Annotated in this window: 11 protein-coding genes; 3 read left to right on the top strand and 8 right to left on the bottom strand. The window is 63.8% G+C overall.

The window, feature by feature from the left end; genetic code table 11:
* Position 1 precedes the first annotated feature (1 nt).
* From C1932_RS06635 to C1932_RS20105, 3 genes are all read right to left on the bottom strand, one after another.
* Complete coding sequence (locus C1932_RS06635) at positions 2 to 928, bottom strand: hypothetical protein (RefSeq protein ID WP_108752611.1); 927 nt, start codon at positions 926 to 928, stop codon at positions 2 to 4.
* Positions 929 to 993: 65 nt separating this feature from the next.
* Complete coding sequence (locus C1932_RS20110; protein WP_267895883.1) at positions 994 to 1,122, bottom strand: hypothetical protein; 129 nt, start codon at positions 1,120 to 1,122, stop codon at positions 994 to 996.
* A gap of 58 nt (positions 1,123 to 1,180) precedes the next feature.
* Entirely contained in the window at positions 1,181 to 1,315 is a 135-nt protein-coding gene (locus C1932_RS20105) for a hypothetical protein (protein ID WP_267895882.1), read from the bottom strand.
* Positions 1,316 to 1,827: 512 nt separating this feature from the next.
* Between C1932_RS20105 and C1932_RS06630 the strand changes: the two genes are divergently transcribed.
* A complete protein-coding gene (locus C1932_RS06630; RefSeq protein ID WP_108761619.1) occupies positions 1,828 to 2,199 on the top strand; it encodes a helix-turn-helix transcriptional regulator in 372 nt (123 codons plus the stop codon).
* A gap of 137 nt (positions 2,200 to 2,336) precedes the next feature.
* On the opposite strand, the gene emrB is transcribed toward C1932_RS06630, so the two are convergent.
* Genes emrB through C1932_RS06610 form a run of 4 tightly spaced genes read right to left on the bottom strand, consistent with a single transcriptional unit; the run spans position 2,337 to position 7,070 of the window.
* The gene (emrB, locus tag C1932_RS06625) at positions 2,337 to 3,923 is read right to left on the bottom strand and encodes a multidrug efflux MFS transporter permease subunit EmrB (protein WP_108761618.1); all 1,587 of its coding nucleotides are present in this window, start codon (positions 3,921 to 3,923) and stop codon (positions 2,337 to 2,339) included.
* Positions 3,924 to 3,931: 8 nt separating this feature from the next.
* On the bottom strand, positions 3,932 to 5,110 hold the full coding sequence (gene emrA, locus C1932_RS06620) for a multidrug efflux MFS transporter periplasmic adaptor subunit EmrA (RefSeq protein ID WP_108749086.1): 1,179 nt from the start codon (positions 5,108 to 5,110) through the stop codon (positions 3,932 to 3,934).
* Positions 5,111 to 5,121: 11 nt separating this feature from the next.
* Positions 5,122 to 6,615: a multidrug efflux transporter outer membrane subunit EmrC gene (gene emrC, locus C1932_RS06615; protein WP_108761617.1), complete on the bottom strand. Its 1,494-nt coding sequence runs from the start codon at positions 6,613 to 6,615 to the stop codon at positions 5,122 to 5,124.
* A complete protein-coding gene (locus tag C1932_RS06610; RefSeq protein ID WP_108752608.1) occupies positions 6,612 to 7,070 on the bottom strand; it encodes a MarR family transcriptional regulator in 459 nt (152 codons plus the stop codon). The genes emrC and C1932_RS06610 overlap by 4 nt, the downstream gene beginning before the upstream one ends.
* A gap of 146 nt (positions 7,071 to 7,216) precedes the next feature.
* Here C1932_RS06610 and C1932_RS06605 point away from each other — a divergent pair, with 146 nt between their 5' ends.
* Positions 7,217 to 8,125 carry a helix-turn-helix transcriptional regulator gene (locus C1932_RS06605; RefSeq protein WP_108761616.1) on the top strand — a complete coding sequence of 303 codons (909 nt, stop codon included), beginning with the start codon at positions 7,217 to 7,219 and terminating at the stop codon, positions 8,123 to 8,125.
* 59 nt (positions 8,126 to 8,184) lie between these two features.
* Positions 8,185 to 10,428 carry a DNA topoisomerase IV subunit A gene (gene parC / locus C1932_RS06600; protein WP_108761615.1) on the top strand — a complete coding sequence of 748 codons (2,244 nt, stop codon included), beginning with the start codon at positions 8,185 to 8,187 and terminating at the stop codon, positions 10,426 to 10,428.
* A gap of 428 nt (positions 10,429 to 10,856) precedes the next feature.
* Here parC and C1932_RS06595 read toward each other — a convergent pair whose 3' ends face one another.
* Positions 10,857 to 12,173, bottom strand: a complete 1,317-nt coding sequence (locus C1932_RS06595; RefSeq protein ID WP_159094505.1) for a hypothetical protein — start codon at positions 12,171 to 12,173, stop codon at positions 10,857 to 10,859.
* Between the last annotated feature and the right edge of the window lie 206 nt (positions 12,174 to 12,379).

The raw sequence follows: 12,379 nt of genomic DNA, 5'->3' as shown, positions 1-12,379 counted from the left end.
CTTACTCCCCGCGCAAACCAAGCAGAATGGAGGCCACCAAAGTGGTGTGATAGACCTCAAGGAACTTGGCGCTACCACAGGCGGCGCGCTCGATCGATCGGGTGGAAGACGGAACACACCCGTCCGGCGCCATCCCCGCCAGGATCTTCGCCATTGCCGCAGTACACAGCCGCTGCTCGAAGCCGTTGAGTGAAAGGCGGCAGATTCGAACACAGATCAGAAGCTCACCCAGTACATCATTGTTGTCACCGCGCAGCAGCATGGCGACCAGGACCATCAAGGTCCGCCGCAGACGCCCATCGGCTACGCCTGACGTGAGCGGGTCCAGCTCGATCGCGCCCATGTCGGTAAGGTAGAAAAGCGCATGTGTCAGCGAGTAGATGTCATTGACCGTATAGCTGCATGGGTTCTTTCCCAGACCGAACGCGGTCAGCGCAAAACCTGCATCGAGCGCACCACGATCGCCATCCGACACGACCTTGGACATCATGTAGTGATAGTCCATGTCGCGAAAGGGAATGCGCAGAACGGAATGGAAATATCCGCTGGCGCGCGCGCGCAGGAACTGCGCGCGGAGACCGGGTATCGGCACCGCGTGCAGGTCAAGTAGATCCATGGCCATGGCAACGCAGACCGATGAGGACGGGTCTTCTGCCATCAGCGCCTCCCACTCGAACTCACGCGCCGCCCGCAGCGTACGCTGCTCCAACGCGATGAATTCAGGTGACGCGAGCCCCAGCCGGTGCAGGATCAGAACGAGGTATATCAGTTCACAGAGTGGCTTGGAACGCCACGCCAGCGTGTCCTTGTCCTCGCGGTAGTGGTGCGCGGGAAAGTACGGCTGATAGTTCTCTATGTGCTTCAGATGCCAGTCAAGTGTACGCGCCAGCCGGGTCGGCTCTACCTGCTCTACGATGATGCAGTTCACTTCACATCCCTGTTCAGCGTGTTGCGGATGCCGAGCGGGGGCGGCGCCCCCACTCGGCAGGGGTATTAATCGGGGTCGTGCACGATGAACGTGAAGTTCGAGTTGGTGATGATGGTGACGCTCGGGGTGGCGTCATCGATGTCCTCGATCTCCACGGCGGCCAGCGCATCGGATTCGTAGTTGAAATTGATCATGGTTCTTCCTTGTGATTTGAATGAAGAGACGGAAAGAAGGTCTTGCGACCTTGCCTTCTTACTCCGGGTCCCGGGTGATGAAGATGAGGTTCTCGCCTACGATGACGGCCTGGCTCGGCGCGGCGATGTCGGCTTCCATTGCTTCTGCGTCGGTGAAGGAAATGGCAGTACTGTCTTCCAGGAAATTCATCATTGAATGTATCTCTGTCCATGGTTCAATCCGGAACGGCTCCGGCAGCCAATCGTTGAATCAATGTGCTGATTCAAGCGAATTCTTCGCACCCCAGCCTGCATGCGGCCACGCATTGTCTGCTCCTGCGCTCAATGCGCGCTTGAAGGCGCGACCATCACTACAAACAGCCTTTGGCCAGTGATGGAATTCAGACTGTGCCCAGCTGCTTTTTGAAGCACGGCTTAACGTGTGTCAATACGATTTCAGATCGAGCGCATGGGCATTGGCTGCCCTTCAATAGGCTCAATCCATTGACTATCAGTAGCTTGCGTCAGCATGTGCGTAGTGCGAGACACAGATGGTCAGAGTTGCTCACCCAGCGGACGCCAAGGCGGGCGGGCGGATTGTTTGAACTGATCGCGGATTCTCGTCTCGGTGAGCTGGCTGAGGCACTCTTCCGCCTGCCGTCTTGACTAAGCTGCAGCGGAGCGATATTTCTGTTCACCTCGCTTTTCATGGATGGAAGGTAGGTCATGCATTTTTCAAGGAGGGTGCGGATAGCCCGCCTCAGCGCGGGAATGACGCAGCAGGCGCTGGCGCAGCGACTGTGCGTGACACGAACCGCGATCGCGAACTGGGAAGGCACTGCACGAGGGCGACCTGCAACGGACCGCATACTGCGTCTTGCAGTGGTTACCGGCGTGTCATTCGAATGGCTGGCCACTGGGCGTGGAGCCCCTGGAATGGTGGAGCCGGACGCAGCGCCTCCGGCCGAGGTCGAGATGATCCACGATCCACTGGAGATGCGCGTTCTGCATGCATTTCGATCGCTGCCTCAGCAGGAGCTGCTGCGAGCTGTCCATTGGATGGAACGTCGGTGCGGCCTGTCGAATGTGGGCACCTGAACAGCGCTCATGGCTGATGGCCGATGTGCGGCGAGTCCCGCACGCACGTGCCCGGCCCGTGCGCTACGCCACGCCCAAGAGAACGCCAAGAAAAAACCCGCCATGCGGCGGGTTCTTTCATGTTACGAATCGCACGATCAATGCCCGCCCGCCGACGCGGCACCGGCACCGGCGCCAAACGGCGGCTTGGCCAGCCACAGGAACGCGATGATCGCCAGGAACGTCCAGCCCAGCAGGTAGAAGATGTCGTTGAACGCCATCTGCGAGGCCTGGTGGTTGATCATGTTGTTGAGCACCGCGGCGCCATGCTGCAGGTCGCCCTGCCCCATCGCGGTCACCTGGTCCTGCATGCCCGGCTGGTAGGCCGAGATGTGTTCGGTCAGGTCGGCGTGGTGCACCTGGGTACGCCGCGCCCACAACCACGTGGTCAACGATGCGGCGAAGCTGCCACCCAAGGTACGCAGGAAGGTGGCCAGGCCAGAGCCCGCCGCGATCTCGCGACCGTCCAGGTCCGACAGCAGGATCTGCAGCACCGGCATGAAGAACAGCGCCACGCCAATACCCATGATCAGCTGCACGCCAGCCACATGCGTGTAGTCCACCTGCAGGTTGAAGTTGGACCGCATGAAGCTGGTGAAGGACAGGAACACGAACGCAAACGAAGCGATCATCCGCATGTCGAAGCGCGAGGCGTACTTGCCGACGAACGGGGTCATGATCACCGGCAGGATGCCGATCGGCGCCGTGGCCAGGCCCGCCCAGATGGCGGTGTAGCCCATGTCACGCTGCAGCCATTGCGGGATCAGCAGCGACACGCTGAAGAACGCCGCATAGGCCACCACCATCGCCAGCGTACCGGCGCGGAAGTTGCGGTGGCGGAACAGCTTCAGGTCGACGATCGGGTCCTTGTCGGTCAGTTCCCAGATCAGGAACACCGCCAGCGCCACCACCGCCACGCAGGCCAGCACCACGATCTTGGTCGACGCGAACCAGTCTTCGTCGTTGCCCAGATCCAGCACCAGCTGCAGCGCGCCCACACCGATCACCAGGGTGACCAGGCCGACGTAGTCCATCTTCGGCTTTTCAATATGCTCCGGGCGGCCCTTCAACTGATTGCCCACCACCAGCGCGGCGAAGATGCCCAGCGGAACGTTGATCAGGAAGATCCATTCCCAACTGTAGTTGTCGGTGATCCAGCCGCCCAGGATCGGGCCGCAGATCGGCGCCACCACGGTGATCATCGCCAGCAGGGCGAGCGCCTGCCCACGTTTCTCGCGTGGATAGATCGACACCAGCAGCGACTGGGTGATCGGGTACATCGGGCCGGCCACGAAACCCTGCAGGGCACGCGATACCACCAGCATGCCCATGCTCTGCGCCAGGCCACACAGCAGCGAGGTGATGACGAAGGCCAGCGTGGCCCAGATGAACAGCTTGCGCTCACCAAAGCGGCGGCTGAGCCAACCGGTCAGCGGCAGCGCGATGGCCGTGCTGACCGCGAACGAGGTGATGACCCAGGTGGCCTGCTGCGAACTGGCGCCCAGGTTACCGGCGATGGTGGGCAGCGAAACGTTGGCGATGGTGGTGTCGAGCACCTGCATGAACGAGGCCATCGCCAGGCCCACGGTGCACAGGGCCACGCTGGGCGGCAGGAATCCGGCGGCCGCACCCGGCGCCGCCGGTGCGCCCGGCGTTCCGGGCGCGGCTGGAGCTTGTGCGGACATGGCCGACCTCAGCTCGCCTTGGCCTGCTGCGGCAGGTTGCCCTGGATGATCGTGTGGATCACCTCGTCGGCATCGTGCAACTGCTTGGCATACACATCGGTGTCGAACACGGTGCCCTTGGCGGCAGCGGTCGGCAGCACTTCACCCTTCTGGTCGCGCAGGCTCACTTCGGCCTTCATCGACAGGCCAATGCGCAGCGGGTGTTCGGCCAGCTGCTTGGCATCGATGGCGATGCGCACCGGCACGCGCTGCACGATCTTGATCCAGTTGCCGCTGGCATTCTGCGCCGGCAGCAGCGAGAACGCCGAACCGGTGCCCAGGCCCAGGCTCTGGATGCGGCCGGTGTACTTCACATCACCGGCATACAGGTCCGACTTCAGCTCCACTTCCTGGCCCAGGCGCATGTGGCGCAGCTGGGTTTCCTTGAAGTTCGCTTCCACCCACATCTGTTCGGTCGGCACCACGGCCATCAGGGCATTGCCCGGCTGCACGCGCTGGCCCACCTGCACCGAACGACGGGCGACGTAGCCGGTCACCGGCGCAACGATGCCGGCGCGGGCGTTGTTGAGGAAGGCCTGGCGCAGCTGCGCGGCGGCGGCCTGCACGTCCGGCTGGGTGGCGATCACGGTGTCATCGACCAGCGCGCGGTTGCGCTCGACGGTCTCGCGCGAACCGGCCACGGCCGCTTCGGCGGCGGCCAGCTCGTCGCGGGCGTGGGCCAGTTCTTCGTTGGAGATGGCGCCGGTGGCGGCCAGGTCCTTGCGGCGGGCGAAGTCTTCGCGCACGCGCTTCAGGGTCACCTGGCGGGCGTTCAAGTCCGCCTGGGCACCTTCCACGCTGCGGTACAGGCCACGGGTCTGGCGCACGGTCTTGGCCAGGTTGGCTTCGGCCTGCTGCAGCGCCACCGAGGTGTCGGCCGGGTCCAGCTGCACCAGCAGCTGGCCGCGCTCCACGCGCATGCCGTCATCGGCATTGATGGCGACCACGGTGCCGGGCACCAGCGGGGTGATCTGCACCAGGTTGCCCTGCACGTAGGCGTCGTCGGTTTCTTCGAACCAGCGGCCGAACATGAAGTACCACAGCGCCAGTGCCGCAAGCAGCAGCACGACGATCACGAACAGGCCGCGCAGCAGGTTGCCGCGGCGGTTGGGGGCGGCGGGTGCCGCAGGAGTCTGGGTCTGGCTCATGGCAGGAATCTTCAGGAATGCGAGGAATCGGAATGGGAGGCGACCGGTGCGCGGTCGGCGTCGCTGGGCTGGAAACCACCACCCAGCGCCTTGCTCAGGCGCACCGAGGTCTGCACCTGCTGCGACTGCAGGCCGGCCAGCTGCTGCTGCGACTGCAGCAGGGTGGACTGCGCGCTCAGCACGTCCAGGTAGCTGCCGATGCCGGCGCGGTAGCGCTGCTGGGCGATATCAAAGGCGGCACGCGCGGTATCCACCGTCTGCTGCTGCGACTGCGCCTGCTGACCCAGCGAGCGCACCGCGTTGACCTGGTCGGCCACGTCGCGCAGCGCATCCAGCACGGCCTGGTTGTAGTTGGCCACGGCCAGGTCGTACTGCGCATCGGTGTTGGCCAGGTTCGCGCGCAGCTTGCCGCCTTCGAAGATCGGCATGCTCAGCGCCGGGCCGATGTAGGCGAAGGTGGAGCTGCTCTGCAGCAGGTCACCCACGTTCGGCGCCACCACGCCGGCCAGCGCGGTCAGGTTGAAGCTCGGGTAGAACTTGGTCTTGGCCACCTTGATCTGCTTGTCGGCCGCTTCCACGCGCCAGCGCGCGGCGACGATGTCCGGGCGACGGCCCAGCAGCTCGCTGGGCAGCACGCCCGGCAACTGCAGGGCGAGCGGGTTCAGCGGCTGCGGGCGTTCAATCGACAGGCCACGGTCCGGGCCCTTGCCGACCAGCGCGGCCAGTGCGGTGCGGCCGGCGTCGATACGCTGCTGGGCGGCCTGCAGCTGCTGCTGCGCGGCCGGCACGCGGGCCTCGGCCTGGCGCACCTGCAGGTCGCTGTCGATGCCGGCGCGGCGGCGCTGGCGGGTCAGCTCCAGCGACTTCTGCGAACGCGCCAGTTCTTCCTCGGCCACATCGTTGAGCTGCCACGCATAGGCCAGTTCGGCGTAGGCCTGGGCAATGCCGGTGGACAGGTTCAGGCGTGCCGCCTGCGCGTCGACGGTCGCGGCGTGTGCGCCATCCACCGCCGCTTCCCAGGCGGCGCGCTTGCCGCCCCACAGGTCGATGCCGTAGCTGAAATCGAAGGCGACCTGACCGCTGCCGCCGTAATGGCCGCCCACTTCATCGCCCACCATCGATTCGGGCAGGCGCACACCGGTGTAGCCACCGGACACCGACAGGCTGGGCAGGCGATCAGCACGTGCGGTGCCGACCTGCGACTGGGCCTGGCGCAGGCGCGCGTCGGCCGCGTCCAGACTGGGGTGGCTGGCCAGCCCTTCGGCAATCAGCGCATCCAGCTGCGCGTCACCGAAGGCCTTCCACCAGTCCTGGGCGGGGAAGCCGGCCGCGCTCAGGTCGCTGTCGGCCAGGGTGCGTTCGCTGTGCAGGCTGTCCACGTCCAGGACGTGGCCCTGCGGGGTCAGGCCGCGGCTGCTGGCGCAGGCGGCCAGGGCCAGGGCCAGCGCAGATACCAGCAGCGCACGCCCGGACCGGCGGAGAGTAAGGGACGGGATCGGGTTCATGGGGTCGTCAGGGAATCGCGGATACGGGTCAGGAGGGACAACAACAGCGCGCGTTCGTCAGCGGACAGATCGCGCAGGGCGAAATCCATCACCGCGTCGCCGCGCTTCTGCAGCCGTGCCCACAGGGCGCGGCCTTCATCGGTCAGCACGATCTGCAGCGCCCGGCGGTCCTGCGCATGCGGCTCGCGGCGCACGCAGCCCAGCGCTTCCAGCTTGTCCAGCAGGCGGGTCACCGCGCTGGGCACCTGGTCGATGGCCTGGGCCAGTTCGTTGGCCGTGCACGGGGCCATGCGCGCCAGCAGCTTCAGGCCGATGTAATGGGTGAAGCCGATGCCGAGGTCTTCTTCGGCCATGGACGCATCGAGCTGGCGAACCAGGCCGTCGCGCACCTGGCGCAGCAGCAGGCCAAAGCTGGGGGGGCCGAAGCCGGCCGGGGTCGTGGGAGGACAGATCATGGGAGAGCATTTTCTTCCAAAAAAAATATTTCTCAATGGAAATATTCGATCTGGCATCAAATGCTGTGTTGCAGCAATGGGCTGGATTCGATGAAGGCGCACACCTTAAGGGGCCTCTGGGCTGGCCCGGTAGTACAATCCAGCCAATGAATGTCACATTCCAGCCACCCCCGGCGCGCGTGAACGCCGGTGAACCGGGCCCATCCACCCTGCTGCGCGAGGTGGCGCTGGACTGGTTCGAGCGCAACGATGGCCCGCCGATCATCGCCTTCCGCTTCGACAGCCCACAGGGCCTGGCCCGTGAAGTGGACTGGCACCACCATGCGCGGGCGCAGCTGATCTGCGTGGAACGCGGCCTGCTGACCACCCGCACCTCGCACGGCACCTGGTCGCTGGCGCCGGGTTCGGCCGGCTGGATGCCGCCGCTGGAAGCCCACACGGTCAGCCTGGACGGGCCGATGCGCGGCTGGGGCATGGCCCTGGCCGCGCCCCTATGCAGCGACCTGCCCGCCGACCCCTGCGTGCTGGGCTTGTCACGGCTGGCCCAGGCGGTGGCCGAGCGCATCTGTGAGTGGCCGCTGGAATACGAAGGCAGCGAGGACCGCCGCCACATCATCCAGGTCATGCTGGATGAGATCCGCAACGCGCCCCGCCAGCGCATGCACCTGCCCATGCCGCGCGACCGGCGCCTGCTGAAGATCGCCTCGCAGCTGCTGGCCGAACCGTCCGACGAGCGCAGCCTGGCCGACTGGGCACACTGGGCCGGGCTGTCGCCGCGCAGCCTGACCCGGCACTTCCGCGACGAGACCACCCTCAGCTTCGCCCAGTGGCGGCAGCAGGCGCGGCTGGCCGAGGCCCTGCGCCGGCTGAGCGAGGGCCACAGCGTGGCCGACATCGCCCACGCACTGGGTTTCAGCAGCGCCAGCGCCTTCGTCACCGTGTTCCGCCGCCACTTCGGCCTGCCCCCCGGGCGCTACCTGGCCCGGGTCGGCAATGGCCTGGAATCGACCCTGGACCCCGCGCGCGGCTTGGCATCCCCCGCCGCATCCGGATAATCAGCGTATTGAGAGCGCCGACCGCCGTCTTCGCCTCCCGACATAGGTAACAACGCCGCATGACCGAACTTGCCCGCCCCGTGTTCCACGGTTTCGAACAACTGCCGCTGCGCGAGTACGCCGAACGCGCTTACCTCGACTACTCCATGTACGTGGTCCTGGACCGCGCCCTGCCGTTCATCGGCGATGGCCTGAAGCCGGTGCAGCGCCGCATCATCTATTCGATGAGCGAGCTGGGCCTGAACGCCGCGTCCAAGCCGAAGAAGTCCGCGCGTACCGTCGGTGACGTCATCGGTAAGTACCACCCGCACGGCGACAGCGCCTGCTACGAAGCACTGGTGCTGATGGCCCAGCCGTTCTCGTACCGCTACCCGCTGATCGAAGGCCAGGGCAACTTCGGTTCCAGCGACGACCCGAAGTCGTTCGCGGCCATGCGCTACACCGAATCCAAGCTGACCCCGATCGCCGAAGTGCTGCTGGGCGAGCTGGGCCAGGGCACCACCGACTGGGCGCCGAACTTCGACGGCACGCTGCAGGAACCGACCTGGATGCCGGCGCGGCTGCCGCACCTGCTGTTGAACGGCACCACCGGCATTGCCGTGGGCATGGCCACCGACGTGCCGCCGCACAACCTCAACGAGATCGTCAGCGCCCTGCTGCACCTGCTGGACGATCCCGACGCCAGCGTGCGCGACCTGTGCGAACACGTGAAGGGCCCGGACTATCCGTCCAACGCCGAGATCATCACCGCGGCCAACGACCTGCGCAACATGTACGAAACCGGCAACGGCAGCGTGCGTGCGCGTGCAACCTTCACCAAGGAAGCCAACAACATCGTGGTGACCGCGCTGCCGTTCCAGGTGTCGCCGTCGAAGGTGATCGAACAGATCGCCGCGCAGATGCGCGCCAAGAAGCTGCCGTGGCTGGAAGATATCCGCGATGAATCCGACCACGCCAACCCGGTGCGGGTGGTGCTGGTGCCGCGCTCGAACCGCGTGGACGCCGAACAGCTGATGGGCCACCTGTTCGCCACCACCGACATGGAGCGCAGCTACCGCGTCAACCTCAACGTGATCGGCCTGGACGGGCGTCCGCAGGTGAAGAACCTGAAGACCCTGCTGAGCGAGTGGCTGGCATTCCGCAGCAGCACCGTCACCCGCCGCCTGCAGCACCGCCTGCAGAAGGTCGACCGCCGCCTGCACCTGTTGGAAGGCCTGCTGGTGGCGTTCCTGAACCTGGACGAGGTGATCCACATCATCCGTACCGAGGACGAACCGAAGGCAGCGCTGATCGCGCGCTTCGGGCTGTCCGAAGACCAGGCCGAGTACATCCTGGAAACCAAGCTGAAGCAGCTGGCCCGCCTGGAAGAAATGAAGATCCGTGGCGAGCAGGACGAGCTGGCCAAGGAACGCGAGAAGATCCTCGGCATCCTGGACAGCAAGGCCAAGCTGAAGAAGCTGATCCGCGACGAGCTGCAGGCCGACGCCAAGAAGTTCGGCGATGCACGCCGTTCGCCGCTGGTGCAGCGTCAGGCCGCTCAGGCCATCGACGAAACCGAACTGGTGCCCAGCGAGCCGATGACCGTGGTGCTGTCGGAGAAGGGCTGGATCCGTGCCGCCAAGGGCCACGACGTCGATGCGTCCGCCCTGTCCTACCGCGATGGCGACGCCCTGCAGGGTGCCGTGCGCGCACGCAGCACCCAGCAGGTCGCGTTCCTGGACAGCGAAGGCCGCGCCTATTCCACGCCGGTGCATACCCTGCCCTCGGCGCGCGGCAATGGTGAACCGCTCACCGGCCGCTTCTCGCCGGCGCCGGGCACAAGCTTCGTCACGTTGGCCAGCGCCGAACCGGACACCCGCTTCGTGCTGGCGTCCACCCACGGCTATGGCTTTGTCACCCGCTTCGAGAACCTGATCGGCCGCAACAAGGCCGGCAAGGCCATGCTGAACCTGTCGGCCGGCTCGTCGGTGCTGACCCCGGCGGTGGTGGCCAACGTGGCCACCGACCGCATCGTGGCGGTCACCAGCTCGGGCAACCTGCTGGCGATCATCGCCAGCGACCTGCCGGAACTGGACAAGGGCAAGGGCAACAAGATCATCGAGATCCCCAAGGCCAAGCTCGCCACCGAGCGCGTGGTGGCCGTGGTGGCCATCAGCCCGGGGCAGACCCTGCAGGTGCGCAGTGGCCAGCGCACCATGGGCCTGAAGTTCAACGAACTGGAAGCCTACCTGGGCGCCCGCGCCACCCGCGGCCACCTGCTGCCGCGCGGCTGGCAGAAGGTCGAAGGCCTGTCGGTGGAGTGACGCGCATGGGGTCGGATCCCTTTCCCACGGAAAGGGCTCTGACCCCGGCCCCCGGCCACCGCCCCGCTTCGGTAGGTGTCAACCTTGGTTGACACGCCTTTGCTAGTTGATACCAGGCTTGGTCAGCGCCATCGACAAGGCGTAGGCAACAATTGCTGACCACTTGAACGCAAATAGCCGGGGAAACCCGGCTATTCGCATTTGGTGCGTAGGTTCCAGATAGTCCAAGCCACCACCAGCGAGCCGCCAAATGAGCTCAGCTTCGATCCGCGCCCCAGACCCGCGGAATTGAAAGTCACCAAGTCCCTTCGATGGGGCCCCAGCTCTCCCCTGGACGCCCATCTGATGGGGATGCCCTCTCTAATCGATCAAGGCATGAGGAACCGGGTTCCGCGCCCCATCCGGAGGAATTGAAGCCCACGGAACTGCTACTTCTGGGCCTTCTGCAAGTCCGTGAAAATCTTGAGCAATTTCTCAGCACTCTCGATCTCTCCTACACGATCGCTCGGCACCACTTTCTTCGCCTGCGCCCTCAGCGGATTGGTGTGAATTTCAGCCAACACCGTACGTATGTAATGCGAGTGATCGCTTTCACCATCATTTTCCTTAGACATTTGCCCAGAGAATCCGACGATCGATTTTGAGAGTACACTCTTGTAAGCGTACTCTTCGGCGATATTTGCAAGCTTGACGTACTGATGCGCACAGAACCAAGCACCACCGATAAGTATCGGAATCAAAGATACACGCCCCGCAACCACTGCAATGGTGACCTTGGTATCCCACGTTATCCAGATACCAAGCAGCACCGCCATGAACACGAGAACACCCGCGGCGATCAGCCAGAACTTTCGCTTGGAATCTTCACTCGTCTCTGTGTATCGCTCATTGAAAGCCGCGCTCAGGCCCTCTGCGGTTTTGTAAGAAAGAGCCGTCCTAGCAGATTCAATAATTCTCTCGGCTTCCCCTTCAATCTCGGACATCGCGGCTCGATGCTGTGCGAGCGCATCTGTGAACGCCACTGTCATTACCTGCTGGTCAACCAACTGAGTCTCTCGCATAGCAATCTTCTTAGAGAACTCATCGACTAGCTCCTTACTCGCGGCTGCACTCACCTGAGACTCTCCAGCACTCTGTGAAGCAGATGCTGCTGAGCTCTTGAGCTCATCAATCTCGTCCAATTTTTGCTGCGCTTCGGTGAGCGCATCACTCATCGTTGATCCGGAATCCTCTATCCCTTTGAGCAGGATCCCAGACTCTTCAAGCCTAGCTGATACTTCAGCAGAAAGCTCAAGCAGCTTTGCATGCTCTTCGGCAATCTTCTTTCGTTCATCTTTAATTGCAGCAACTTGTCGATGGAGCTCATCGACAGCAGTCTCCAACTGCTCTCTTGTCTCCGGCGACCCTCTCAACTGAAACGGCCGGAGCACTAATTTCAGCTCCTGCAATGTCTGCGCGACTGATTCGAACTGTTGTTGCTGCAAGGCAGTTCTTAGGACAGCAACTTTCGACGCAATTGATCGCCTTTCAGCAACTGTCGTAATTCTAAAAAACCTTTCCGGCTTCCGAAGCTGCCCGCGAATGTCTGCGACTATTGCACGGACACCGGCGACAAGAGACTTCGCACTGAACTCCTGTTCATCCCCAAAGGTCTGACCTTTGAATTTCGACGAATCCACTCCATCCACATCGTCATCAAGACCTTCAAGACTAGCCTTGATGTCCTCAATCGACTGCGCAACCATACCCCCTCCCTGAATATGAAGCCAGAAGCGTCTCAAAACCCTCATTACGGGTCAATCCTCACGAGCTCCGCTGCCAACCTGGATTTCAAGGGGATATCGGCATCCGACTCCAGATCTCCGCAAATCCGTCATCCGGTCGTCGTTTGGACCAGCACGCGCGGCAATTAAGGCTGTGGGAACTACCCACCCAGTTCAGATCACCGCTT

Origin of the sequence: Stenotrophomonas sp. YAU14D1_LEIMI4_1 (assembly GCF_003086815.1) — a bacterium.
Lineage (GTDB): Bacteria > Pseudomonadota > Gammaproteobacteria > Xanthomonadales > Xanthomonadaceae > Stenotrophomonas.
This window is presented reverse-complemented; position numbering and strand designations above follow the sequence as displayed.